Source organism: Patescibacteria group bacterium (genome assembly GCA_018897195.1).
Taxonomy (GTDB): domain Bacteria; phylum Patescibacteriota; class Patescibacteriia; order Patescibacteriales; family UBA12075; genus JAHILH01.
The window spans coordinates 86,047-112,732 of the sequence record JAHILH010000004.1 but is presented as its reverse complement, the minus strand read 5'-3'; the positions used below and the strand labels follow the sequence as shown (position 1 = coordinate 112,732).

Annotated in this window: 25 protein-coding genes and 1 tRNA gene; 21 read left to right on the top strand and 5 right to left on the bottom strand. The window is 36.9% G+C overall.

Annotated features, from left to right (window positions below; all coding sequences use genetic code 11):
- The 11 genes from KKD45_03860 (at position 1) to KKD45_03810 (ending at position 8,826) form a co-directional block, all read left to right on the top strand.
- Positions 1–411, top strand: a complete 411-nt coding sequence (locus KKD45_03860; protein MBU4309634.1) for a hypothetical protein — start codon at positions 1–3, stop codon at positions 409–411.
- A 3-nt stretch (positions 412–414) separates the two neighbouring features.
- Positions 415–921 carry a hypothetical protein gene (locus KKD45_03855; protein MBU4309633.1) on the top strand — a complete coding sequence of 169 codons (507 nt, stop codon included), beginning with the start codon at positions 415–417 and terminating at the stop codon, positions 919–921.
- A gap of 78 nt (positions 922–999) precedes the next feature.
- Positions 1,000–1,197, top strand: a complete 198-nt coding sequence (locus KKD45_03850) for a hypothetical protein (GenBank protein MBU4309632.1) — start codon at positions 1,000–1,002, stop codon at positions 1,195–1,197.
- A gap of 362 nt (positions 1,198–1,559) precedes the next feature.
- The gene (locus KKD45_03845; GenBank protein ID MBU4309631.1) at positions 1,560–1,943 is read left to right on the top strand and encodes a hypothetical protein; all 384 of its coding nucleotides are present in this window, start codon (positions 1,560–1,562) and stop codon (positions 1,941–1,943) included.
- A 79-nt stretch (positions 1,944–2,022) separates the two neighbouring features.
- The gene (pheS, locus tag KKD45_03840) at positions 2,023–3,048 is read left to right on the top strand and encodes a phenylalanine--tRNA ligase subunit alpha (GenBank protein ID MBU4309630.1); all 1,026 of its coding nucleotides are present in this window, start codon (positions 2,023–2,025) and stop codon (positions 3,046–3,048) included.
- Positions 3,049–3,066: 18 nt separating this feature from the next.
- Positions 3,067–5,511, top strand: a complete 2,445-nt coding sequence (gene pheT, locus KKD45_03835) for a phenylalanine--tRNA ligase subunit beta (protein MBU4309629.1) — start codon at positions 3,067–3,069, stop codon at positions 5,509–5,511.
- Between the two features lie 3 nt (positions 5,512–5,514).
- Entirely contained in the window at positions 5,515–5,805 is a 291-nt protein-coding gene (locus KKD45_03830; GenBank protein ID MBU4309628.1) for a hypothetical protein, read from the top strand.
- A gap of 121 nt (positions 5,806–5,926) precedes the next feature.
- Positions 5,927–6,679 (top strand): 6-phosphogluconolactonase, encoded by a 753-nt coding sequence (locus tag KKD45_03825; GenBank protein MBU4309627.1) that lies wholly within the window; start codon positions 5,927–5,929, stop codon positions 6,677–6,679.
- Between the two features lie 19 nt (positions 6,680–6,698).
- Positions 6,699–7,034: an MscL family protein gene (locus KKD45_03820; GenBank protein ID MBU4309626.1), complete on the top strand. Its 336-nt coding sequence runs from the start codon at positions 6,699–6,701 to the stop codon at positions 7,032–7,034.
- Between the two features lie 5 nt (positions 7,035–7,039).
- Positions 7,040–7,996, top strand: coding sequence for a uridine diphosphate-N-acetylglucosamine-binding protein YvcK (gene yvcK / locus KKD45_03815; protein MBU4309625.1), 957 nt, complete (start codon positions 7,040–7,042; stop codon positions 7,994–7,996).
- A gap of 83 nt (positions 7,997–8,079) precedes the next feature.
- Complete coding sequence (locus KKD45_03810) at positions 8,080–8,826, top strand: hypothetical protein (GenBank protein MBU4309624.1); 747 nt, start codon at positions 8,080–8,082, stop codon at positions 8,824–8,826.
- A 545-nt stretch (positions 8,827–9,371) separates the two neighbouring features.
- Here the strand turns inward: KKD45_03810 and KKD45_03805 are convergent.
- Complete coding sequence (locus KKD45_03805; GenBank protein ID MBU4309623.1) at positions 9,372–9,530, bottom strand: hypothetical protein; 159 nt, start codon at positions 9,528–9,530, stop codon at positions 9,372–9,374.
- A gap of 1,110 nt (positions 9,531–10,640) precedes the next feature.
- Positions 10,641–10,793: a hypothetical protein gene (locus tag KKD45_03800; GenBank protein MBU4309622.1), complete on the bottom strand. Its 153-nt coding sequence runs from the start codon at positions 10,791–10,793 to the stop codon at positions 10,641–10,643.
- Positions 10,794–11,434: 641 nt separating this feature from the next.
- Here KKD45_03800 and polA point away from each other — a divergent pair.
- Positions 11,435–14,230, top strand: a complete 2,796-nt coding sequence (gene polA / locus KKD45_03795) for a DNA polymerase I (GenBank protein MBU4309621.1) — start codon at positions 11,435–11,437, stop codon at positions 14,228–14,230.
- Positions 14,231–14,392: 162 nt separating this feature from the next.
- On the opposite strand, the gene KKD45_03790 is transcribed toward polA, so the two are convergent.
- A tRNA-Leu gene (locus KKD45_03790) sits at positions 14,393–14,477 on the bottom strand.
- Between the two features lie 159 nt (positions 14,478–14,636).
- Between KKD45_03790 and KKD45_03785 the strand changes: the two genes are divergently transcribed.
- Together KKD45_03785 and ppsA are read left to right on the top strand one after the other, a co-directional pair.
- Positions 14,637–14,951 carry a hypothetical protein gene (locus KKD45_03785; GenBank protein ID MBU4309620.1) on the top strand — a complete coding sequence of 105 codons (315 nt, stop codon included), beginning with the start codon at positions 14,637–14,639 and terminating at the stop codon, positions 14,949–14,951.
- A gap of 65 nt (positions 14,952–15,016) precedes the next feature.
- Complete coding sequence (ppsA, locus tag KKD45_03780) at positions 15,017–17,407, top strand: phosphoenolpyruvate synthase (protein ID MBU4309619.1); 2,391 nt, start codon at positions 15,017–15,019, stop codon at positions 17,405–17,407.
- A gap of 55 nt (positions 17,408–17,462) precedes the next feature.
- On the opposite strand, the gene tsaD is transcribed toward ppsA, so the two are convergent.
- Complete coding sequence (tsaD, locus tag KKD45_03775; GenBank protein MBU4309618.1) at positions 17,463–18,500, bottom strand: tRNA (adenosine(37)-N6)-threonylcarbamoyltransferase complex transferase subunit TsaD; 1,038 nt, start codon at positions 18,498–18,500, stop codon at positions 17,463–17,465.
- 88 nt (positions 18,501–18,588) lie between these two features.
- Here tsaD and KKD45_03770 point away from each other — a divergent pair, with 88 nt between their 5' ends.
- From KKD45_03770 to KKD45_03740, 7 genes are all read left to right on the top strand, one after another.
- Positions 18,589–19,266 (top strand): class I SAM-dependent methyltransferase, encoded by a 678-nt coding sequence (locus tag KKD45_03770; protein MBU4309617.1) that lies wholly within the window; start codon positions 18,589–18,591, stop codon positions 19,264–19,266.
- 36 nt (positions 19,267–19,302) lie between these two features.
- Positions 19,303–20,325 carry a Holliday junction branch migration DNA helicase RuvB gene (ruvB, locus tag KKD45_03765; GenBank protein ID MBU4309616.1) on the top strand — a complete coding sequence of 341 codons (1,023 nt, stop codon included), beginning with the start codon at positions 19,303–19,305 and terminating at the stop codon, positions 20,323–20,325.
- A 20-nt stretch (positions 20,326–20,345) separates the two neighbouring features.
- Positions 20,346–20,600 carry a hypothetical protein gene (locus KKD45_03760; GenBank protein ID MBU4309615.1) on the top strand — a complete coding sequence of 85 codons (255 nt, stop codon included), beginning with the start codon at positions 20,346–20,348 and terminating at the stop codon, positions 20,598–20,600.
- Between the two features lie 3 nt (positions 20,601–20,603).
- Positions 20,604–21,149: a PH domain-containing protein gene (locus tag KKD45_03755; GenBank protein ID MBU4309614.1), complete on the top strand. Its 546-nt coding sequence runs from the start codon at positions 20,604–20,606 to the stop codon at positions 21,147–21,149.
- Between the two features lie 18 nt (positions 21,150–21,167).
- Entirely contained in the window at positions 21,168–22,238 is a 1,071-nt protein-coding gene (gene queA / locus KKD45_03750) for a tRNA preQ1(34) S-adenosylmethionine ribosyltransferase-isomerase QueA (protein MBU4309613.1), read from the top strand.
- 69 nt (positions 22,239–22,307) lie between these two features.
- Positions 22,308–22,703, top strand: a complete 396-nt coding sequence (locus KKD45_03745; protein ID MBU4309612.1) for a response regulator — start codon at positions 22,308–22,310, stop codon at positions 22,701–22,703.
- 94 nt (positions 22,704–22,797) lie between these two features.
- On the top strand, positions 22,798–24,252 hold the full coding sequence (locus KKD45_03740) for an ATP-binding cassette domain-containing protein (GenBank protein ID MBU4309611.1): 1,455 nt from the start codon (positions 22,798–22,800) through the stop codon (positions 24,250–24,252).
- A gap of 204 nt (positions 24,253–24,456) precedes the next feature.
- Here KKD45_03740 and KKD45_03735 read toward each other — a convergent pair whose 3' ends face one another.
- On the bottom strand, positions 24,457–26,655 hold the full coding sequence (locus KKD45_03735; protein MBU4309610.1) for a heavy metal translocating P-type ATPase: 2,199 nt from the start codon (positions 26,653–26,655) through the stop codon (positions 24,457–24,459).
- Positions 26,656–26,686: the final 31 nt, after the last annotated feature.

Here is a 26,686-nt window from a genome sequence, read left to right as displayed (position 1 = left end):
ATGAAGGAAGCTTTGCAAAAAACTGTCAAAAACATCAAGACGGCTTTACCGATTGTGGTGGGAGTTTTGATGTTGTTTAGTTTATTGAATCCGCTTCTAGAGGGGCTTTATTTAAAGATTTTTACAGGAGATTATTTTATTGATCCCTTAATTGGGGCAATTGCCGGTAGTATCTCCTTTGGTATTCCGATTGCAAGCTACGTGGCAGGTGGAGAGCTTTTAAGAACTGGGGTTAGTCTTTTGGCAGTGACTGCGTTTATTTTAACCTGGGCAACAGTTGGGATGGTTATGCTGCCACTGGAGATTTCGATTTTTGGTAAGCGTTTTGCCTTTGTTAGAAATTCTTTAAATTTTCTATCTTCAATTATTATTGCTATTTTAACCGTGCTGACTATGAATATCTTGAAATAATATATGTTTAATTTTATTAAAAAAATACCCAATGGTCAAAAATTTCTACTTGGAGTTGTTTTGGTTTATTTTGTAGTTGGATATTTTAGGCAGGAAATAACCAAAAAAGCTTTTGAGGAGTCCTGGACGGCGCTTCAAGGGGTTTTGCCTTTTTTAGTTTTAGTTTTTATTATTATATTTTTAGTTAATCTTTTCGTTAAACCGGAAATGATTAAGAAGCACTTAGGGGCGGATGTTGGATGGAGGAAGTGGCTTTATGTAGTTATAGGCTCGGTTATTATTGTGGGCCCACCATATGTGCTGTTTCCGATTTTTGGAGAGTTGAAAAAAAATGGCATGAAAAACTCCTTGATTGTTGCTTTTTTTAGTAACCGTAATGTTCAACCCGTATTTATCCCAGTTATGATTCATTATTTCGGTCTAGCTTTTACAGTGGTCGTCTCGATTTATGTGTTAATATTTTCGTTAGTTAATGGTTATATTGCAGGTAAAATTTTAGATAGAAAATAAATGATCTCGTTTTAATATTTATTGAAAAGGTAAAATAAATGTTGTTCTTTATATAAATAATTGCAAAGGAGATAATACATGTGTGAAAATCCCGAAGATGATGGTATTACGAACTTTGAGCGCGAACTAAGACACACGCATCAATGTCAAAAATGTGGCAATAATTTTTTGGCTTATCAACCAGGGTGCCCAATCTGTGGCTCTAATGCAAAGGTGTTGTCGTTACCCGCGGACCTAGAAAAAGGTAATTATTCCTTTTCCAAAGGAATAGATTAAAAAAGGAGGGTGAAATAATGCAACGCGGCACAAAAATGAATTGCAAAGACAAGGAGCAATGTCTTCGATATTGTCAATTTAAAACGTGTAAAGGATTTTTTTTTCTAAATCCTTTCCCCAAAGACTTTAGTTGTAAAAATCTTCTTTTAAAAAAAGAAAAATAAAAGTAATTTTTTATTTATTTTTGGAGCTAGTTAAGATAATTTAACTAGCTCTGTTTTTTTGCTATTATTGGGTAAAATTAATTATAAAAATGTAAAATCAATGGTAGTGTTGGGAAAAGTCGCAAAATAGATAAACATTTTCAGTTTCCAGTTTTTTTATCTTGAAAAATATCAAAAAAGGTGATAAGGTTGTAAGGTATGAATTTGAAAAAATATTTAGCAACAATGATTGCCTTAACCCTTGTTTGTTGGGTAATGTTTGGTTATGTGGTGCTTACAATTGATCCAACGCAGACTAATTTTGTGGGCTTTACGATGTTCTATTCAACCTTGTTTATTTCTTTAGTGGGCACGGCGGCGATAGTTGGCTTTTTGGTGCGTTTTGTTGGTTTGAAAAGGGCCTTGGCGTTTAAATCAGTAAAAGAGGCTTTTCGACAATCGTTCTTGTTTTCATTGTTAGTGGTGATTGGCCTGTATTTATTAGCAAAGGATTTATTTACGTGGTTGAATTTGTTTTATCTGATTGGTGGGTTGTCAATTTTAGAATTTTTCTTGTTGGGATATGAGAAGCCGGTTAACTAGTTTTTAAATTTATTTTACAGTCGTTGAGTTTTAGTATTCCGACTAGACAAAAAGCCCTAGGCTTTTATAATATACGTATATGCAAAAAGAATTACAAAAAATTAAAGAAGAAATTTTGACGAAGTTAAAAGAGGTGAAAGACTCGGAGTTTTTGAGCGAGTTAGAGACTAAATATATGGGACGCAAGGGTGAATTGACGACACTGTTGCGCAGCTTGTCTGATTTGGGAGCGGACGAACGCAAAAAAATTGGCAAACTGGCTAATGAAATTAAAAACGATATACAACAAGCTTTTTTGGATATTAGAAAAGAATTAACAGCTGAAGATAAAATTGGTTTTATGGATGTAACCTTACCCGGTAAGAAAATCGCCCGTGGTCATATTCATCCGATTTCTCTTGTGCAAGATGAGCTGGAAGATTTGTTTATGTCGATGGGTTTTATGATTTTGGAGGGGCCGGAACTAGAAAGTGATTTTTATAATTTTGAAGCTTTGAATATTCCTTCGACTCATCCTGCACGCGATATGCAGGATACCTTTTATATTGATAAAAAAAATAAAGATGGAGATATGGATTTGGTGATGCGCACGCACACTTCACCAGTGCAGGTGCGAGCGATGCAGGAACATGGTGCGCCCCTGCGCGCGGTGGTGCCAGGACGAACATTTCGTTGTGAGGCAACTGATGTGCGCCATGAACATACTTTTTATCAATTTGAGGGTTTGATGGTTGATAAGAAAATTAATTTCTCACATTTAAAAGGCATTTTAGCCGAGATTGGCAAGCGTTTATACGGTGCGGAAACACAGGTGCGGATGCGTCCGAAGTTTTATCCATTTGTAGAACCAGGTGCCAACATTGAATATACTTGTTTTCTTTGCAATGGGCAGGGTTGTAATTTGTGTAAGAAGACGGGCTGGTTAGAGGTTGGTGGCTGTGGCTTGATTCATCCGAATGTTTTGAAGGCAGGTGGTATTGATCCAAATGAATATACTGGCTTTGCCTTTGGCTTCGGCTTGAATCGTTTAACAATGTTGAAATATGGTATCGAGGATATTCGAACTTTTAATAGCGGTGATATGAGATTTTTGGAACAATTTTAAAATTAATTTTTATAATATATGTATTTAAGTTTAAATTGGTTAAAAGAATATGTAAATTTACCAAAGTCGACAACGGCGGAAAAGATTGGTGAGGTTTTGACGATGCATACAGTTGAAGTTGAAGGTATTAAAGAACAATCGGAGAAATTTAAGGGAGTAGTGGTTGGTAAGATTTTGGAAATTAGCAAACACCCAAATGCGAATCGTTTGCAATTGGCCAAAGTGGACACGGGAAGCGAAAAATTAGATATTGTTTGTGGTGCGCCGAATATTGAGGTTGGACAATTGGTGCCAGTTGCAACCGTAGGCACAGTTTTGCCTGGTAATATTGAAATTAGGGAGGCGGAAGTCCGTGGGGAGAAATCTTTTGGTATGTTATGCGCCGAAGATGAATTGGGATTGGGTGAGAATCATGAGGGGATTATGATATTGGAAAAAGCCAAAGTTGGTCAGGATTTTGCGGATTATTTAGATTTTAAGGACACAATTCTAGAAGTTGATAATAAATCTTTATCCAATCGACCGGATCTTTGGGGACACATGGGTATTGCCAGGGAGTTGGCAGTAATTTTGGATGAGAAGTTTAATGAGTATAAGCCTAATGTAGACGTTTTGAAAAAAGAAGCTAATGAGGAAATTGAGATAGAGGTAAGAAATGATGATTTTAAATTATGTCCGCGCTATATGGCAGTGGCAATGGATGGTATTACCGTGAAGTCTTCTCCGAAATGGATGCAAGAACGATTAACAGCGATTAATGTGAAGCCGATTAACAATATTGTGGACGCGGTGAATTATGTAATGTTTGAATTGGGACAACCAATGCATGCTTTTGATTTTTCAAAAATAGAAATTAAAAAAATGAAAAAGAATCAGAAAGTAAAAATTACTGTACGGAATGCCAAGAAGGATGAGGTGGTAGTAACCCTTGATGGCGAGACAAGAAAATTAGACAGTGAGATGTTGGTAATTGCCAATGATGAAGAAGTTTTGGCAATTGCTGGTGTAATGGGTGGTGAGAGTAGCGAAGTTGATGATAAGACTAAAAAGATTATTTTAGAATCAGCAAATTTTAATTATACCTCTATTAGGAAAACATCAGGCAAGCTGGCTTTACGCAGTGAAGCGTCAATGCGTTATGAAAAAGGCTTGGACCCGAGTCTGTGTGACGTGGCATTGATGCGCGCGGTGGAATTGATTAAGAAAATCGTGCCGGGCGCGAAAGTGATTAGCGAGGTTACTGATCAAAAAGAATTTCATTTAACAACTGGACCAGTGGAACTAACAGCTAATTGGATTGCTCAGACTATTGGGCAGAAAATTGAAGAAAAAGAGATTATACGAATTTTAACCAGTCTTGGCTTTGGTGTCGATAAAAAAGAAGACGTTTTAGCCGTGACTATTCCCACTTGGCGGGCAACAAAGGATGTTGAACTAAAAGAAGATATCGTTGAGGAGATTGCGCGTATTTACGGTTTTAATAACATTGAGGCAGTGATGCCGGAAATTATGATTGAGTCAGTGGAGTTGAAAAGAGATAAAGCCTTGGAAAGAAAAATTAGAAAAATACTATCAGGCGCACCAGCATTGACTGAAATTTATAATTATTCATTTGTAGGTGAGGAGCAGCTTAAAAAACTGGGAGTAGATTTCTCCAAACATATCCGCTTGGCAAATCCAATTGCTTCCCATCAAACAATGTTACGTCAAACTTTGGCGACAAATATGTTCAACAACATTCGCGCTAATCAAGCGCGATATGATGATTTGAAATTTTTTGAAATCGGTTCAGTTTTTGTTGATACTGAAAGCAGTGTGAAGAAAAGCACCGATTCCAAGGAAAGCATCCCATATCAAGAAAAAAGACTAGGTATTATATTGGCAGGCAAAAATGACGTGGAGTTGTTTGGTGAAGCCAAGGGAGTGGTTGAGCACTTACTGGCGAACTTGGACTTGAAAGTGAAATTTGATTTTATAGAATCTATTCCCAACTGGGCTAATCCTGAAATGTCGGCTACTATTTGTTGCGGTAAGACTGAATTGGGCAATATTTGTAAAATGGATGACGAAATCGCCAAGAAAAACGGCCTTAAAAAGAAGGTGGTGTTTGTGGAAATTATTTTAAAGTCACTTTTGCAAACTATCGATGAGTCTTTTGCTAAGATGTATGTGCCATCTGAAAAATATCCAGCCTTAACTCGCGACTTAGCCTTTGTGGTAAATGAAAAAATATTGTATAATGATATTGTAGCCGAGATTAAAAATTTTAATAAATACATCAAGGAGGTTGAACTTTTTGATATTTATCAAGGTGAGAAAATTGGCAAAGATAACAAAAACTTAGCTTTTCATATTATCTACCAAGCTGAAAAGACCCTGACTTCCGAGGAGGTTGATCAATGGCAAAATGATTTGATCAAAAAAATCGAAGAAAGGTTTGAGGCGAAGGTAAGAAATTTTTAAAATATGTTTGAAACTTCACAAGACATCTTAAATATTGCAAAAACAGCAGCCGTAATTAGTTTATCGGCGATTACCTTTATACTGCTTTATTATTTGGTTCAAATCGTACGCGATCTTTTTAAAATAGTCCGCGAAACGCGAGAACGACTTAACAAAATTGACGATGTGATTCAGAGCGTGAAGGAAAAAATCGAACATAGTACATCTTATTTATTGTTGATCAGTGAGGGTATAAAAAAAGTAGTTGAAATTGCCAAGGACTATTCCGGGAAAGATAAGAAAAAGAAAAAATAATATAGCTTTATATAAAAAAACTGTTCTCTATTGCGAACAGTTTTTGTTTGCTTAAAAGTGTTATAGATGATAAAATTAAGATATTGATTAAATTTTTAATCCAGTTATCGCTAAAAAAAATATGGCGTGGCGCAAAAATATGAAGAATAAATTTAAAATCAAAGTGGTCAAAAACTACGAGGCAATGAGCCAGAAAGCAGCTGAAGAAATTATTAAGGCTTTAAAAAAGAAGCAACGAACGGTAATAAGTATTGCGACCGGGGCGACGCCTAGTCGGACTTATGAATTGTTGGCCGCAGAGCGTGTTAAATCACCAGAGCTATTTGCACAAATTTATATTATAAAACTAGATGAATGGGGTGGCGTGCCGTTGAATGATCCAGCCACTTGTGAAACCGAGATTAATGAAAAAATTATTGTTCCACTAAATGTTTCTAGTGATCGTTATATTACTTTCGACAACACTCCAGAAAAAATGGAACAAAGCTTGGTTGATTATCAAGTCAAGATTGACGCTTTGGGCGGGATTGATTTGTGTATCTTGGGTCTTGGTAAGAACGGGCATATTGGGCTTAACGATCCAGCTGAAACTTTGGAATTAGAAGCGCACGTGGCGCACAATCTAAGTGAGCAGACTTTACATCACACCATGACAGAGAAAAGCGATGGTCATATTTCTTATGGTTTAACATTAGGAATGCGCAGTATTTTTGAAGCGAAGAAAGTGTTATTTTTAGTTAGCGGTAAAAGCAAACAAGAAATATTTGCTAAATTTAAAGAGAAGAAAATTTCTACTCAAAATCCAGCTTCTTTATTATGGCTACATCGCGATGTTCTTTGTTTATGTGATAAAGAAGCGAATGAAAAGAAATAATTAATTAATTTTTAAATCTATGATTGGAGCAATAAGAGATAAGCATAAATCACTTTGGGTAGGCTTGTTTGAGTTTTTAAAAAACAATGCCATAATCGGTATGGCTATTGGTGTGGTGGTCGCCCAAATCGTGAAAGACTTGGTTGACTCCTTGGTTAAAGGTATCTTAATGCCCTCGATTAATTTAATGATTCCAGGTGAAGGTGTTAGTCAACTGGTTTACCTTGTTAATGGAGTGGAATTTAATATTGGAATTGTAATTAATAGCGCTTTGACTTTCTTGATTGTCATGACAATATTATATATTGTTGTGAAGAAAATTTTGAAAATGGAGGATGTGCTAGTTAAAAAATAAGATCTATGAAAAATATTGTAACTATCGGTGGCGGCTCTGGACAATTTGTCCTCCTTTCCGGTTTGCGCGATGTTAAAAATATAAATATTAAGGCTGTGGTCTCCATGGTGGATAGTGGTGGCAGCACTGGTCGCCTTCGTGATGAGTTGGGGGTTTTGCCGCCTGGAGATGTCTTGAAATGTGTCCTGGCTTTGTCTCCAGATCGTGACTATGCACGTAAAATTTTGCAAAAAAGATTTAATTCCGATAATCGTTTGAGCGGACACAATGCTGGCAATATGTTACTGTCGATTTTGTCGCAATATGCTGGTTCTTTTCCAGACGGCATTAAGGCCTTGGGCGAAGTTTTGGATATTAAGGGTCAGGTTTTGCCGGTTACCACCGACAAAGCTACTTTGGTGGCTGAACTAACAGACGGTAGTCGTCTTTATGGCGAAGCGGCGATTGATGTTCCCCGCGGGAATCAAAGAGAAAAAATTAAAAAAACCTATCTTGTGCCACATCATGCTAATTGTATCAAGGTCTATCCACCGGTGTTAAAGGCAATTAAGCAGGCGAAATATATCGTTGTTGGACCTGGTGATTTGTTTACTAGTATTATCCCGAACTTTTTAATAGCCGAGGTGAAAGAGGAGATTAAAAAAACCCAAGCGAAAATAATTTACGTAGTCAATGTGATGACCAAGTTTGGTGAAACAGATAATTTTAAAGGCGAGGATTTTGTTTATGATTTGGAAAAAGCGATGGGGCGAAAAGTCGATTTTGTGATTTTTAATTCGAAGATTCTGGATAAAAAGATTTTACAACAATATAAGAAACAAAAAGCAGAGCCGGTTAAAATGCACCGCGAGAAAAAGTGGAATGGACGGACGGTAATTAGGGAGGATATTGTTAGTACCCAGGGAGGAATTGTCCGACATGATGAGGAGAAGTTAGCGGCGATTATTGAGAAGATTATATAAATAGAAAAAAAATGTCAACGCTCGTTGACATTTTTTGTTTTTTTTGCTATACTGTAATTAGATATTAATAATAAATATTATATATGGATTATAAAGAATTGAAAAATCTCGGTTTAGCCGAGAAAGAGGCTAAGGTTTATTTAGCTACTTTAGAGCTGGGACAAAGCACCGTGCAGAAGATTTCTGAAAAGGCAAAAGTGAATAGAGCTACTACTTATGTAGTTATTGAATCTTTAATTCAAAAGGGGTTAATGAGTAGCGCCTATGAGAATAAAAAGCAATATTTTTATGCGGAATCACCGGAGAAATTAAATTTATTGTTTCGAGAGCAGGCAATGGAGATACAAAAAAAGCAAGAGTATTTAGATAGGATATTACCGAATTTAAAAGCATTAAAATCTAGAGACAAAGAGGGCCCAACTGTTAGGTATTTTGAAGGCAAGGAAGGCATGAGGGCAATCGCAGAAGAGATATTTGATTTTAAGAATGGTGATGAAAAACTTAGAATGATATATTCTTATGATCTTTTGTTGAAAATGTTTACCGAAGAAGAAGTTTTGGAAATGAGGAAAAAAAGACAGAATAAAAAAATAAATGCTGAAATTATAACCAATGATGATAAAAAAAGATTAAAAACAGACGCTGATGTGGTACGAATATCGTCAAAGGATTATAAAATTAATAGTGATATTGCCATTTTTGGAAATAAAATCAGGATTATATCCCAAAGTGGTCCGTCGAGCGGTGTAATTATTGAAAATAAGGAAATAGCGAATACTTTTAAAATTTTATATGATTTAGCTCTAAAGTATTTAAAATCCAAAAAATAGTTTATAAAAAAAGACCCCCCTTCGAATTTATTCGAAGGGGGTTTTGTTTTAAGTGGTAGTGATTATACCAGCTTATAGATTTTTTCTATTTTGTGTCAAAACAATCAACTTCATCAATATTAGAGATGCCTAGTTGGAATTTAGCCGTTCATTTTTTTCTCCAGAAAAGTAGAAAATAAATTAGTTATTTTTCCCTTACCGATGATTTGAAAGCTGATTAACCGTTCATTTTTCTCCTTATGGATTTTAAAATGTCACGTAGGTTTTATGGTTCTAGTCCAGTTACTAGAACCACAGACGATTTTGCTTATGCAATTTCATCCACCCATATAACACCTCCATTATTGTAGTGAAAAAAATATATTATCTCTCTTAGTAAGAAGAGACAAAATTAGTTGATTGCGATACAAACAGTAGTCTTTGTGTTTTTAATGTGCTGTTTGTCAGAAATGACAAAGTAATTCCATGAGTGATGTTGCTCGCTAAATCGCTTTGTAATTCCTCTTCCGGAAAAAGAAGGGATTCTTCGAATCCCTTTTGGGTTTCTATATCTGCAATGATCCGGCGTGGTGTAGTAAGCCGTTAACCATGGTTAATGACGTTACTAGGATTTGACCTAGAAGATCTGCGGCTTCAGGTAGTGTTGTTCGTAGGACTGCCATTGATAGCATCAACGACAAGGTTCCGGAAATTGATCTCATCATATATTTATCTTTATGATTTAGAGAGGGGATTCTGCTTTGCGCAGATATTTTTTATAATTCTTCCTCTGTAAGGCCGTCACCATAATTTGTTGAAGGCTTTACAGGGGGTAATTTCCTTTTTAGTTTTGAATGTTCTGAGTTAATATATTAGTCTAGCATACTTAAAAATATTTGTCAATACTTATTGACGGATATAGTTATTTTGGCAGATAATTTTATTAAAGTTGTATGCATGTGACATATATTATTGTTTTATTTTATTTAATAATAGCTATTAATTAATTAATATTGTAAAATTGTTGTTTATTATTGACATTTTTAAAAATGTTTGCTAAACTGACAAATTAACTTAAAAAGCACATTGAAACAAATCTAAAATTTTCCACACTTGTTACATCTACCTAGAATTAATATTCTACATGAACTATTTTATTTCGTTGTTGCGACTAAAGTGGTTTATCTGATGTGGTTATAAATATGGAATGATTATCTTTTCTTCAAAGTTATTTACAACGAGTAAAGAATTTATTCCAAAAAACGTTGTGCTAAATACATTTAGATTTGTCCCAATGGCTTTTTCAAGCCTGTACATTATATTATCTCCCAAAACTTCGTATTGATTGATGCAATTTTAAGCGAAGTTTTATTGTATTAATCTTGCGATGTCTGGGAAGATAAAAATATAAGTAATAAAAAAGATCAATCTAAAAAATTGGTCTTTTTTAGTTTTATATGCAATTTATGATTTTGAATAAATATATCGAGAAGTTTGCCATTGTATTCTCCCTCGCCCGTTCTACCTCACCCCGTCCCCTTTATAATTAATCGGACGAGGATTACGCTAACCCTCTCCTACAAAGGAGAGGGAGGCAGCACTTATTTTCTTAAATCATAATGCATAATCTCATTGTGTTAAGAAAGCATCATGTATTGTCTATAATGCGAAAATAAATGTATATTATTTATATTACATTATTAGCCTACTTTTGTTTTATATAAATAACAAGATATTGATTATAATTATATTTAAAGTTAGCAATAAATAATTAATAATGATAATTTCCGTCAAAGACTATTGACAAGTTTCAAAATGTTTGCTATACTGATTTATTAAGCTGAAAGATTGCTTAAGACCAAAGCGCTTCTGACTTCGTTTAATTCACGAGTCGGCAGCAAACAAAGTAAATTAAATTTCATGCTTGTCATAATGAAACTTAATTCATTATGATCCGCCTCGGCGGGTCGTGCCTTGAACGTTAACATCGGTATATGAAAATACTCATCTCCTAAAACTTCGCAAAGATTGGGATATTGAAATAATGATAAATGGATCTATAAAAAATAATTCATTAATCTTATGGAAATATCGTCTACAATTTTAAGCGAAGTTTTTTTGTAGTTAAATCTTTGTGAGATTTAGGAGATGAGAACGGCAATAAAAAATATTGGTTAATTTATAAAAAACGCAGCTTAATAATGTAGTAAAGTAATAAACCTCGTTCATTTGAGGTGCTGTGATGAGTAGATTTGTCAATCTAAAGCGGTTTTTATATCAAAGAGTTTGATCTCTTCGATATAGTCGGACTCCCGCCAGGCCGACGAAAAATAAACGGGAACACCTTGCTTCAATTTAGGACAAAGGCAAGGATGAGGAATTTCTTTAATATCTCAGTAATAATAAAGTAAGCAGTTACCTGGCTTGTAAAATATATTTTGGTAAGCGGGCAATCAGTCTAGCTATAGAATAAATAGTTGGTTCTCGGAGAGGTAAAAATTTCGCTCTCTAATAAAATAATCAAAATATTGATTATCTTTAAGAGAATAAGTTATTATTTTTTTTATTTTGAGCTATTTTTTTTTGTTTTCTGTGGTATAATGGAAGTATTGTAAATAATTACTGAAATATGATTATAAAAAAAGAAAAGATTATTATCATTGATGGGAACGCTTTGATTCATCGTAGTTTTCACGCTTTACCGCCGACTATGAAAAATAGCGCGGGGGAAATGACAAATGCGGTGTATGGATTTACGACTGTGTTGTTGAAGGCAATTAAAGAGTTTAAGCCGGAGTATGTGGTGGTGACTTTGGATCGGAAGGCGCCAACTTTTCGGCATATTCAATATACGGAGTATAAGGCGCATCGCGAGAAGGCGCCGGATGAGCTGTATGCGCAGATTCCGATGGTGAAGAAAGTGGTGCGGGCGTTTGGGATTCCGATTTTTGAGATGGATGGTTTTGAGGCGGATGATTTGATTGGGACGATTACGAGGCACGAGCCGGAAGTTGATAAGATTATTGTGACAGGTGATGCGGATGCTTTTCAATTGGTGCGGGCGGATACAAAAGTTTACACGATGAGTCGAGGGATTTTGGATAGTGTTTTGTATGATGAAAAATTAGTGGAAGAGAAATATGGATTGAAGGTGGCGCAGTTAATTGATTACAAGGCCCTGCGTGGTGATACCTCGGATAATATTCCGGGTGTGAAGGGGATCGGTGAAAAAACAGCGACGGAGTTATTGAAGGAATTTGGAAATTTGGACGAGTTGTATAAAAATCTAGACAAAGTGAAACCGCGGATTGCGGAATTATTGAAGACTCACAAGGAAGATGCATATATGTCTAAAGAATTGGCAACTATAAAACTTGATGTGCCGATGGATTTTAATTTGGAGGCAGCTAAGTTTGGTGTTTATGATAAAGATGGTTTAGTGGACGTGTTTAGCGACCTAGGTTTTAAATCATTATTGCCCCGCGTGGCGGATTTATCCGGAGCTAATCAAACCAAGGCAGAAAGTGCTCAGGAAGTAATTGATAAATTTGAACGTAATCGAACGGAGTTTAAATATGTTTTAGTGGATGATGAAAAAAAGTTTGCAAAATTCTTTACTGAATTGAAAAAACAAAAGGCATTTGCGGTGGACACTGAAACGACTTCATTGGATCCGATTACATGTGAGATTTTAGGAGTGAGTTTTTCTTGGAAAGCAGGTGAAGCTTATTATTTGAAATTACAAGCCGCAAAAAAGAAGCAGGGAGAACAGGAAACTAACTTGTTTAATTATGGTAGCATGTCTGATATTAAAGAAGAGGCGCAAGTTGATAATAATTGGTTAAAGCAATTAAAACCAATTTTAGAAGACGTAAGTATCCAAAAATATGGACACAATATGAAGTATGATGTGCGGGTTTTAAAGAATCAGGGCGTCAATGTCGAGGGAATTAACTTTGACACCATGATTGCTTCTTATCTTTTGAATCCAGATAATCGACAACATAATTTAGACGCTGTTGTGTTTGCGGAGTTGGGTTTTGTAAAAATCAATAAAGAAGATTTGCTTGGTAAGGGTAAAGATAAAATTGAATACGCTAACGTAGAGGCGGAAAAATTATCCTTATATGCGTGCGAAGATGCGGATTTTACCTTTCGTTTGGTTGAGGTTTTGCGTAAGCAGTTGCAAGAACAAAAATTAGAAACTTTATTTAATGAAATGGAAATGCCGTTGATCTCTGTTTTAGTAGAAATGGAGGAGAACGGAATTTCTTTGGATGGTGGTTTTTTACAAAAATTAAATAAAGAATTAACCAAGAAAATTGATAAAATTAAGAAAGAAATTTGGACTTTGGCGGGCGGTGATTTTAATATTAACTCGACCAAACAGTTGAAAGAAGTTTTGTTTGATAAGTTGCAGATTTCAGCCGAGGGAATTACAAAGACGAAAACTGGTTTTTCCACGGCTTTTGATGAATTGGAAAAAATGAAAGATCGTCATGAGATTATTAAATATATTCAGGAATATCGCGAGTTGGCGAAGTTGATTAGTACTTATATCGAAGCCCTACCGCAATTAATTAATCCGAAAACAAAAAGAATCCACACGAGCTACAACCAGGCTGTAGCTGCGACGGGTCGTTTGTCATCGACTGAGCCAAATTTACAAAATATTCCTGTGCGTACCGAGATGGGTCGTGAGATTCGCAAGGCATTTGTTGCTAAGGCTGGTTATATGTTAGTTGCTTTTGATTATTCGCAAATTGAGTTAAGGGTTGCAGCACATATGTCTGGTGATGAGACAATGCTAGAATCTTTTAAAAATAATGTTGACATTCATTCTTTAACGGCGGCCAAGATTAATGAAGTGGATTTGTCGGAAGTAACGAGTACAATGCGTCGTGAAGCCAAGGCAATCAATTTTGGTATTCTCTATGGCCAAGGGCCGCACGGACTTGCGCAGGCGACGGATATTTCTTTTGAAAAAGCTCGCTTATTTATTGAAGAATATTTCAAAAAATTCCCCGGTGTGAAAAATTTTATTGATAACACTATTGCTAAGGCAAAAGAGGAGGGTTTTGTTGAAACCATGTTCGGTCGTCGTCGTTTCTTGGCTGACATTAACTCATCGAACATGCAAATTCGCAAAGCGGCCGAGCGGATGGCGGTCAATACTCCAATTCAAGGCACGGCGGCGGATTTAATTAAAAAAGCGATGATTGAGGTGTTGGCAAAGATAACTGACAGCGATGCAAGAGTTTTATTGCAAGTACACGACGAATTAATCTTTGAGATGCGCGAAGACTTGGTCGTAAAATATGTGCCTCAGATCAAAGCGATTATGGAAAATGCGATTACTTTGACTGTGCCGATTGTGGTGGATGCGAAAGTAGGGCAGAGTTGGGGGGAGATGGAGAAGATATAAATTGTATTCAAGATTTCTCCCTCGCCCCGCCGGGAGAAGGTCGGAGTGAGGGAGCCGTCACCGAATATCTACCTCACCCTGCCCCTCTCCTATCCAGGAGAGGGAACTATGTAATAATCTTTGTAAAATAAAAGCTGACAAAAATGTCAGCTTTTATTTTTTTGGTGCGGACGGAGAGACTCGAACTCTCATACCTTGCGGTGCTTGCTCCTAAGGCAAGTGCGTCTACCAATTTCGCCACGTCCGCAGAAAAAAAATACGCAAAAAGCAATTTTTTACGTTTTTTCTATATCTATATTATTACACGGTATTTTAGGAAAAGTCAAATATTTTATAATTTTTAATTTTTATGGTATAATATTTTGTATAATGGGAGGTGTTATTAACTATTATTAAATTTAAAAATATGACCGAAGAACAAAACAACCAATCGTTAAATCCAGACATTGAAAAGAATAAAACCATCGCGGCGGGCGGGTATTTATGGATCTTATGTCTTATTCCCTTGCTGACTAAGCAGAAATCTAAGTATGCGCAGTTTCATGCGAAGCAAGGATTAGTTTTATTTGGTTTAAGCTTTGCCACTATCGTGCCTTTTTTTGGACAGATTTTACTTTTAGCCTTAATTGTTGTTTCAGCGACAGCGGCGGTAAAGGCATATAATGGAGAATGGTGGAAAATTCCTTTTGTTTATGATTTGAGTAAAAAAATTAAACTTTAAGTTTTAAATTATTTATTAATACTATATCCGTCAGGGCTTCTGCAGGGGCGGACAGGGAGAAAACTATGTCAAAATTTATTAAATTTTTCGACGAACTTGGCATCAAAGATGTGCCGATGGTTGGTGGAAAGAATGCGTCTCTAGGTGAGATGTATCAAAAGTTAACAAAACAAGGAATTACTGTTCCAAATGGTTTTGCCACAACGGCCGAAGCCTACAATTTCTTCATGGAAAAAGGTGGTTTAAAGAAAGAGATTGAGAAAATTTTAAAAGGTTTGGACACCAAGAATGTTGGTGATCTTGTGAGGAGGGGAGCTAAAGTTCGTAAGACTATTTTAGCTGCAAGACTGCCAAAAGAATTAGAGGCGGAAATTCGAACTGCTTATGCCAAGTTGTCCAAGAGTCATAAAATGAAGAATGTTGATGTGGCAGTGCGCTCATCAGCGACAGCAGAAGACTTGCCTGATGCTTCTTTTGCAGGACAACAGGATACTTACTTAAACATTCAAGGCGCGGAATATGTAATTGATGCAGTAAAGAGATGTATTGCATCTTTGTTTACTAATCGCGCGATTTCATACAGAACGGACAAAGGCTTTGATCATTTTCAAATTGCTTTGTCAGCTGGTGTGCAAAAAATGGCGCGCTCTGATAAGGGTTCTTCCGGTGTTATGTTCTCAATCGACACTGAGTCTGGTTTTCAAAATGTGGTCATGATTAATTCTATTTATGGCTTGGGCGAAAACATCGTGCAGGGCAAAGTAAATCCTGATGAATTCTATGTATTTAAGCCAACGGGTGCAATTATTACTAAGAAAATGGGTAAGAAAAATTTACGAATGATTTACAGCTCTGATCCAAAAAATCCAGTGAAGGATATCAATGTGCCTCCGGCTGAGCAAGCTAAGTATTCTATTAATGATGCGCAAATTAAGCAGTTAGCGAAATGGGCGATGATTATTGAAAAGCATTATGGCCGACCAATGGATATGGAATGGGCATTGGATGGCAACGATAACAAGTTATATATCATTCAAGCGCGTCCAGAGACAGTGCATAGCACTCGCGATGTGAATGTTTTGGAAGATTATCGTTTGCAAGCAAAAGGTAAATTGTTGATTAGCGGACAAAGTGTTGGTAGTCGTATTGGTGCCGGTACCGTGAACAAAATCATGGATATTAAGCAGATTGAGAGTTTTAAAAAAGGCGATGTGCTTTTGACTGATATGACTGATCCTGATTGGGAGCCGATTATGAAGATTGCGTCAGCGATTGTGACTGATAAAGGCGGACGAACTTGTCACGCGGCGATTATTTCTCGTGAGCTGGGCATTCCTTGTGTGGTTGGTACTAACACCGCATCATCAACTATAAAAACAGGCACAAAAGTTACCGTGAGTTGTGCGGAGGGTGAAGAAGGTTTTGTTTATGAAGGTGAATTGCCGTATAAGATCAATAGAACTGACGTGAAGAATTTGAAAAAACCAAAGACCAAGATCATGATGAACGTCGGTGAGCCCGATCAGGCCTTCTTAACTTCATTTGTTCCGAATGATGGTGTCGGTTTGGCGCGCTTAGAGTTTATTATCAATAACTATATTAAGATTCATCCTCTGGCTTTGATAAATTATACTAAGATAAAAGATAAGGAAGTTAAAAGAAAAATTGACGAGATTACCTTCGGTTATAAAAACAAAACCGATTTCTTTGTGGAAAAATTAGCCTCTGGTGTGGCTATGATTGCGGCCGCTTTTTATCCCAAGGATGTAATTGTGCGTTTGTCTGATTTTAAATCAAATGAATATGCGAACTTGATTGGTGGAGCGGAGTATGAACCAGTAGAATCAAATCCCATGATTGGTTATCGTGGCGCTAGTCGTTATTATTCTGAGAAATTTTTACCAGCTTTCAAATTGGAATGTGCAGCTTTGAAAAAGGTGCGTGATGACATGGGCTTAACAAATTTAAAAATCATGATTCCATTTTGTCGAACCGTAGAAGAAGGTAAGGCGGTGAAAAAGATTATGGCCGAAAATGGCTTGGTACAAGGAAAAAATGGTTTAGAGGTTTACGTAATGGCCGAGATTCCAGCGAATATCATTTTAGCAACTGATTTTGCTAAAGAGTTTGATGGTTTCTCTATCGGTTCTAATGATTTAACACAATTGACACTGGGTATTGATCGCGATGCCGCTGGCATGATTGATGTCGCTGGTCCTTCCAATGAAAAGAATCCGGCTGTGAAGACTTTAATTAAGTATTTAATTCAGGTTGGTAAAGATACCAAGACTAAGGTTGGTATTTGCGGACAAGCGCCGAGTGACTTTCCTGAGTTTGCGACTTTCTTGGTAGAGGAGGGCATTGATAGCATTTCCTTGATTCCAGATACAGTCGTGAAGACAACATTAGCGGTATTAAAAAAGGAAGAAGAAATGGCTAAGAAAAAGAAGAAATAAAATAAAATTCAAGACAAAAGAAAAAGAGTCCCGAGGTTTATTCTCGGGACTCTTTTTATAATTCTAAATTGCTATCAACTTTTAAATCTGACCATTTGGTAAATTCTTGTTGTTGGGCTTTGAAATAGCCAGCCGCGGCAATCATCGCCGCGTTGTCGGTGGTGTATTTCAAATCTGGTAAATTAAACTTAGTACCAATTAACCGCTCTTTAACAGCTGTTTCCAATTGTAAGCGCAATTCTTTATTAGCTGAAACGCCACCGGCCAACATTACTGTCTTGGCATTGTATTTTTCTGCAGCTTTGATTGTTTTGTGAATTAAAACATCGATAATGGCTTGTTGAAAATGAAAACAATATTCTGAAATCCGATTTTGCCATGTAGAATCTTTTTCTAGGGCATAGCGAAGAGCAGTTTTTAAACCAGAGAAAGAGAAATTAAAATTTTTAGAGGTGAGCATCGGGCGCGGGAGTTTGATGGCGGGTTGAGTGTTATTAATTTCGTTGAATTTATCGGCTTCAGTGGAAATAATCGGACCGCCGGGGTAGCCAATGTCCATTAGTTTGGCTGCTTTATCAAAAGCCTCGCCAGCCGCATCATCAACGGTTTCGCCGACGGTTTCAAATTGACCTAATTGCTTGGATAAAATAAGCATTGTGTGTCCACCAGAAACTGTAAGCACAATCATTGGAAATTCAAAATTTAAAACTGAAAATTCGCCAATGAAATTCGCCGCAATGTGCCCCTCGATGTGATTAATGCCGATAACGGGAATATTCCAAGCATAAGACAAGACCTTAGCTGTTTCAACGCCAGTTTGTAATGAGGTGACTAGCCCAGGGCCGACAGTGACAGCAATTGCGTCTATAGCGCCGTGTTTTAGATTGGCAATTTTTAAGGCTTCGTCGATGACGGGCATAATATTCAAAACATGTTCACGAGCGGCAACCTCGGGAACTACACCGCCATATTGGCGATGAATATCTATTTGAGAAGAAATTATATTTGATAAGACTTCAATTTTGTTTTCCTCGCCTTTGATAATTGAGGCGGCGGTTTCGTCACAACTGGTTTCAATTCCGAGAATGATCATAGAGTCAAAATAATCGATTAATTATACGCATATCCTACAACGTTTTTGGGTATTTGTAAAGATTGAATTTTGCAGGTAAAATGAGGTTATGGATAAAGTTATTAAAAAAGAGAAAATATTTTACGATAAATTTTGGCTAAATTTAAAAGGGGGTTATTCGGGTGATAATTGGCACTTTTCCTCACAAACACCGTATCCGGTGATTTTTAAATTTGTCGAATTTATCAAGAAAGAGAAAATTAATGGTAAATTCTTGGATTTTGGCTGTGGCAATGGGCGTCAAGCGATTCCTTTTGCGCAAATAGGTTTAAAAAGCAGCGGAATTGATTTTTCAGAAGAGGCAGTAAAATTAGCCAAAAAAAATGCTGAAATATCCAAAGTTTCAGTTGATTTTCAAGTTGGCGACGTCTTAAATTTGCCTTATATTAAAGAAGAATTTGAAGTAGTGCTCGACTCTGGTTGTCTTCACCACATTCGCAAATATCAATGGCGGGAATATTTGCGAAATTTGAATTTTGTTTTAAAACCAGGCGGTTATTTCTTTTTAATTTGTTTCAGTATTAATTCCGACCGTAATATCAAGAAATTTACCCGCGGAATCAAGGTAAAAAACTGGTCTCTTAAAAATGGCCACTATAATCACATTTTTTACGATTGGGAAGTTGAAAAGTTGTTTCAGAAGGATTTTGAAATTTTGAAAAAAGAAGAAATGCAAAAAGGAGACTATCCGTTGAAGTTTTGGGTTTTTTGGATGAGGAAGAAATAGTTTGCTAAATTACTGCCAAAATTATATAATATATTTATGAATTTCTCTACTTTTAGTGAAGATGAAGAAGGGCGGGTGATTAGTCCGGTGGAAACTGGCGTTGATAAGGCGCTGGATTTTTCTTTGCGTCCAAAAAACTTTGAGGAGTATGTGGGGCAAGATAAGATTAAAGAAAATATTAAGATTGCAATTCAAGCGGCAAAGAATCGAAATGAGACAATTGAACATGTGTTGTTGTATGGGGCGCCAGGACTAGGCAAAACAACATTGGCGCATATTATTGCGAATGAGATGGGGGCGAATATTAAGATTACTTCCGGGCCGGCGATTGAGAAGAGTGGCGACTTGGCGGCGATTCTGACGAATTTAAGTGAAGGAGATATTTTGTTTATTGACGAGATTCACCGCTTGAACAAGACGATTGAAGAGATTTTGTATCCGGCGATGGAGGATTATGCCCTGGATATTATTATTGGCAAGGGGCCATCGGCGCGGACTTTACGCATTGATTTGCCACGGATTACAATTATTGGCGCGACGACGAAAGCGAGCATGTTGTCTGCGCCTTTGCGTGATCGCTTCGGCATGATTCACCATTTGGATTTTTATAACAATGACGACATAAAAAAGATTATTAGTCGCAGTTCACGAATTTTGAATATGGCGACTGATGACATTTCTTCACAAGCGATTGCGCAGCGCGCTCGTCGTACGCCACGTGTGGCCAATCGACTCTTGAAGCGTGTGCGCGACTATGCAGATGTTAAGGGGGCCGGTATTATTAATGAAGAAATGTGTCACGGCGCTTTTGGCATGTTAGAGGTTGATGATCTTGGTCTTGATTGGATTGATCGCCGTATTTTGGAAACGATTATTGATAAATATAAAGGAGGGCCTGTTGGCTTGAATACGATTGCGGCAGCGACTGGTGAGGATATGTCTACAATAGAGGACGTGTATGAACCATATTTAATGCAATTGGGATTTTTGGATCGTTCACCACGAGGACGAATTGTTACGGACATTGCGCGCAAACATTTAAATAAAATTCAAAAATAATAATTTAATAAATTTAAGCTATGTCTTTAATAATATTTCTCTACGCTTATTATATTTTTTTAGCTATCTGGGCATTGATAGCAGTGATTTCTCTTTTTCATATTTTATCCTATGGAGTTCGTGATTTAGCAACGGTATTTGCCACTGTTGTTTTTGTTGGTGTATCTGGATTGATGCTGTCATCGTCATTTTATTATATAGAGCAAGTTAATTGGACAACGCCAGTTTCTTTTTTTAATATCGATTTTAATCCAAATAATCAATTTAAATTTTAAATTATGTTTTCAGTTTATAAATTACCAAATCAAATGCCAGGGGAAAAAGTGATTAAGGTTATTCATCGTGATTTTTTTATCTTGTTTAAATCTGTTTTATTGTCTATATTATTAATGATTTTGCCACTGCTTATTGTGGCGGCGCTTATTTTGGGAAAGGCGGGAATAATGGATAATGAAATTTTTTTACCGCTAGCAACTCTTGGCGCGAGCGCTTACTATCTTTTTGTCTGGTTGTTTTTGTTTTTTAATTTTGTTGATTATTATTTAGATCTTTGGATTATAACAACTGAGAGAATTATAGACATTGAACAGCGTGGTTTTTTTTCGAGAACAATTTCCGAACAAAAAATTGCCAATATTCAGGATATTACCAGTGAAATAAAAGGCGTAATACCAACCTTATTAAAATTCGGTTATTTATATATTCAGACAGCTGCCGCCAAAGAAAGGTTTATTTTTGAAGATGTGCCAGACCCGGACGGCCTGAGAGATATAATAATTAAGTTGACCGAGAATCATAAGAAAGAGGAAAATAAAACAGTTTAAAATTTACGGGAGAAACATATGCGATTATCAGATTTTGATTATAATTTGCCAGAAAATTTAATAGCAACCCATCCAGTTAGTCCGCGGGATCATTCGCGGCTTTTGGTTTTAAATAAGCATAGTGGCGCGATTGAGCATAGGCATTTTTACGATTTTGTTGAATATTTGCAAAAGGGCGATGTCTTAGTGTTGAACAATTCTAAAGTGGTACCAGCACGTTTAGTTGGAAAGAAGGTGACGGGTGGCAAGGTGGAAGTTTTTTTACATCAACTGCAAGGTGATAATTGGCAATGTTTAATCGGTGGCAAGGGTATGAAAGCGGGGATGCTGATTGAATTTGGTAATAAAAAAGAATTGACGGGCAAGGTAGAGGGAGACAATAATGACGGAACTTTTGAAATTTCATTTGACAAGCATGGAAAAAATTTTTGGAAAGCGGTTGAGATTTTAGGTGAAGTGCCGATTCCTCCCTATATCAAGAAGCAGCGTGAATTTTTAAATTTGAATGATGTGCAGAAAAATGATGAGCATAATTATCAAACCGTTTATGCTGATGATGACAAAAAGGGCTCAGTGGCGGCGCCGACAGCAGGCCTGCATTTCACGCCGGAGTTGTTGCAAAAAATAAAAGGCAAAGGCGTACAGATTGAATATGTGACCCTGCACGTTGGTCTAGGTACTTTTGCACCGGTAAAAGTTGATGATATTAAGGGTCATAAAATGCACTCTGAGTTTGTGGAGATTCGCAAAGAGGTTTTGCGCCGTATTGTCGAGGCAAAAGTGGAGGAGCGACGGATTATTAGTGTTGGCACCACTTCAGCGCGCGCCCTGGAAGCTTATGCATACAATCAGAAGAATTTTAAATTATTGAATAACGTTCATTCTGGCTTGGTGAATATATTTATTTATCCCGGCTATGAGTTTAAAATAGTTGATGCGATGATCACTAATTTTCATTTGCCCAAATCAACCTTGTTGATGCTAATTTCCGCCCTAGCTGGAACGGAAAATATTAAAAAAGCTTATACTGAGGCGATTAAAGAAAATTATCGTTTTTATAGTTATGGCGACGGGATGTTTATTAATTAATATTGCCGGTATTTTCTTATTTTGAAAATTTGCTATAATATAGTTATTAATAAACTGTGAGTTAAAATTATGGAAACAACAGATAATAAAAAGAAAATTGTTTTAGTGGAGGATGATGAAGTGCTAATGGATATGTATTGTGCAAAATTGGAAATGGAAAATTTTATTGTTTATATCGCGCGAAATGGCAAGGAGGGATACGACGTGGTTTTAGATGAAAGACCAGACATAATTATCACCGATCTGGTGATGCCGAAAAAGGACGGTTTTTATTTGATTGAAAAAGTAAAAGGAAATTCTAAGGTTAATAATATTCCCTTAATTGTTTTGACTAATTTAGACAGTGAACGAGATAAGCAGATGGTTTATATGCAAGGTGTGAATGCTTATTTGGTGAAATCGAGAATTACTCCAGAAATATTAACTCAGGAAATAAATAAATTACTTGAAGCATCGGTTAGTTAGATTTTAAGATTTTAAAAGTTATCAAAAAGACACCTTTACAAAAGTTGTCTTTTTTGTTATTATATTTTAGTAATTAAATAATCATTTATAAACTATGGCAGATAATAAAGTCGTTTTGCGCTTTGATGAAGTGACATTTGAATACGTGGACAAGAAGAAAGTCTTAGATGAGGCATCTTTTAGTATCCGTAATGGTTCAAAAATAACCTTAATGGGGCAGAATGGGGCTGGAAAGAGCACAATTTTTAAATTAATAACTGGTGAAAATAAACCTAAAGAGGGGAAGGTTCATTTTGGCGATGGCGTGGTGATTGGCACCGCGAAACAGGTAATTGAGAAAAAGGATTTAGACTTTACTTTGGAAGAATATTTTTCCCAAGCCTTTCATGAAACACCTGGTAATATTAAAGGACGCATCGCGGGCGTGATGAGTGCGGTTAATTTAGATGTACCGATTGATAAGAAAGTGCGTGATTTGTCTGGTGGTCAGCAGGCGCGCTTGCTTTTGGCATACGCCTTGATTCAGAATCCCGATATTTTACTCTTGGATGAGCCTACTAATAATCTTGATGATGCGGGCATTGATCATTTGATTCAGTTTTTAATCATGTATGACAAAACGGTAATTGTCATTTCACATGATGCGGATTTTTTAAACTGCTTTACTGAAGGCGTGATTTATCTAGATATTCACACGCACAAAGTTGAACAATATACTGGTGATTATTACACCGTGGTAGAAAATATTTCCGCACGTGTGGAAAAAGAGAAGATGCAAAATGCACGCTTGGAAAAACAAATTCAAGATCGTAAAGAAAAAGCCAATTTCTTTTCACATAAGGGTGGTAAAATGAGAAAACTAGCACAGAAGATGAGAAACGAAGTTGAGGAAGCCGAGGAAAATATGGTCGATGTGCGCAAGGAAGATGTGAGCATTCGTGATTTTGATATTCCAGCACAAGAGATTGTTGGTAAGATTGTGGAGATTGAATCGGTGAGCGTGATGAAAAATTATGAAATAATTGTCGTGCCCCAAAACATTATTTTGCGTCGCGGTGATCATATGATTATTACTGGACCAAACGGAATTGGTAAAAGTACATTATTGAAAAAAATGGTTGAGAATAAAGCCGAGGGTGTGAAAATCCTTGAGGGTGTAACAGTTGGTTATTACAGTCAGGATTTTGCGAATTTAGATTATGATAGTACGGTGATGGATTTTTTGCAAAAGGTAATGGCTGATGGTTTAAGCGTTGAGCACCTACGTGGTATTGCGGCGCGTTTCTTAATCTCTGGCGAATTGATGGGCCGAAAAATATCCGCTTTATCCGAAGGTCAGAAGGGTTTGTTATCGATGGCAAGTATTGTATTGATGAAACCGGGACTATTGATTATGGATGAGCCGACCAATCATATTAACTTCCGTCATATCCCAATCATCGCTGAGGCGGTGAATAAATTTGAAGGGACATTGATCATGGTGAGTCATATGAAGGAATTTACGGATCAGATTAAATTTAATCAGTTTCTGGAATTAGGGAAGATATAATTAATTATCAATTAAAAATTTGCGAATTACGAATATAGGATAATAAAAAATGAGTGATATATAATCACTCATTTTTTATTATCTGCGAAGACGACTGTAATTCTCCCTCGCCCCGCCGGGAGAGGGTCGGGGTGGGGGAGCCGTCACCGAAAATCTACCTCACCCTGCCCTCTCCTATCCAGGAGAGGGAGTTATACGATACTCTTACTTCTTATATATCCGCAAACTATTCAAGACCACCGAAACGGAACTAAAGCCCATGGCCGCCGAGGCGATGATTGGATTTAGAACGCCAAGGATGGCTAATGGAATGGCAATGGTGTTATAGAAGAAGGCCCAGAAAATATTTTGTTTGATAGTGCGGAAAGTTGTTTTGGACAATTTGATTGCTTCGACAACTTTATTCAAATTATTTTGCATTAAAATTATTTGCCCGGCTTCTTTGGCAATATCAGTCGCGTTGCCCATGGCAATGCCGAGGTTGGCTTGCACGAGACTAGGAGCGTCATTGATACCGTCACCAACGAAAATAATTTTTTCGCCACTAGCCTGTAGATCTTTAATTTTTTGTGATTTTTCGTTTGGCAAGACTTCGGCGATTACATTATCAATTTGCAATTCCCGGGCCACTTCTTGAGCGGTTTGAATATTGTCGCCCGATAGCATTGTAATCTTCAGGCCCATAGATTTAAGATCGGCGATAACTTGAGCAGACTCAGCTCGAATTTTATCAGCGATAATAAAGGCGCCAATTAAGTTTTGACCATGTGTGACAAATAGTCTTGTACCTGATTCCAGATTTTCGGCCCTTAGAAGTTCATTAGCCCACGTAGTGTCGATATTGTTTTCTGTTAGTAATTTTTTATTACCAAGTGTTAGAGAAGTTTTGTGAGCTTTACATGTGCCACTAACGCCACGACCGCTTAACTCCTGGAAGTTTTCTAATTCGGCAAGTTGCGTGTTCTTTTGTTCGGCGTATTGGCTGACAGCCATCGAAAGAGGATGGTTGGAATTTTGGGCAACGGAGGCGCCGATTTTTATGATATGAGCCTCTTCGAATTTGAATTCTGGATTAGTAATAATTTTTTTTACCTGCGGTGCGCCTTCGGTGAGAGTACCGGTTTTGTCAAAGACAATCATGGTAATATTTTTGGCTCTTTCAAAGCTCTCACTATTTTTAAATAGTATTCCATTCTTAGCCCCACGGCCAGTACCGGCCATAATGGCTGTTGGTGTTGCCAAACCAAGAGCGCAAGGACAGGCAATAACTAGAACAGTGATAGCATTGATTAGGGAGGTGGCAAAATTACCGGAGCTGAAATATAAGGTGATAAAAGTTAATAGGGCGATGATGATTACGACTGGTGCAAAAATGCCAGATATTTTGTCGGCTAATTTTTGAATCGGTGCTTTTGACCCTTGAGCTTCTTCGACAGTTTTGATAATCTTGGCCAGTATTGTGCCTTCGCCAATTTGGGTAACTTTAATTCTCAAGACGCCAGTCTGATTAATTGTCGCACCATAAACAGTGTCACCTGGTTTTTTTTCTAACGGTAAAGATTCGCCAGTCAACATGGATTCGTCAATACTGGACTCGCCATCTTCGATGATACCATCAAGCGGGATTTTTTCACTTGGTCGAACTATGACAATGTCATTAATCTTAATATTTTCAATATCAATTTCTCGTTCTTCGCCATTGATAAGTAGACGGGCTTTTTTAACTCCTAGTTCCATGAGTTTTTTCATTGCTTGACCTGCTTGACCGGCAGCGCGGGCTTCGAAGTATTTACCGAGTAAGATTAGGGTGATAATAATGGCTGCAGTTTCAAAGTAGCCCATCTTTTCAATGTTGAAAAAAATGACCTGAATTAGTAACCAGAAGCTATAAAAGTAAGCCGACAAGGTGCCCATGGAGACAAGTGTGTCCATGTTAGCTTGGAAATGAGAAGCTTGTTTGAAGGCCATCTTATGAAAGCGCCAGCCGTAGTAAAAAACAACAACAGTTGCTAATACAAAATGAAAATACATCACCAGGTCGAGATGAAGGAACATGATGCCTAGTCGCCATTTATAAAACATTTCAAGTAATAACGGAAGGCTGAAAATGCTGGCACCGATAAAAGTGCGGCGTACTTTAATAATTTCGCCATTTTCATGGATGTGTTGCCCATGATCTTCATTATTTTTTATTTCTTCCTCAACATTGTAGCCATTATTAATGATGATTTTTTTTACCTGAGTTTGGTTTAGAATATTATCGTCATATATAATTGTTGCTTTCTTGTTGGCAAAATTAACATTCGCGCTGATAATGCCCTTGGTGCTCCCTAAAGTTTTTTCATTATTGAGTGCACAGCTTGCACAGGTCATGCCGGTGATTTTAATAATTATTTTTTTCATATTTTTACTTTGCCACGCCATAGCATTAGCG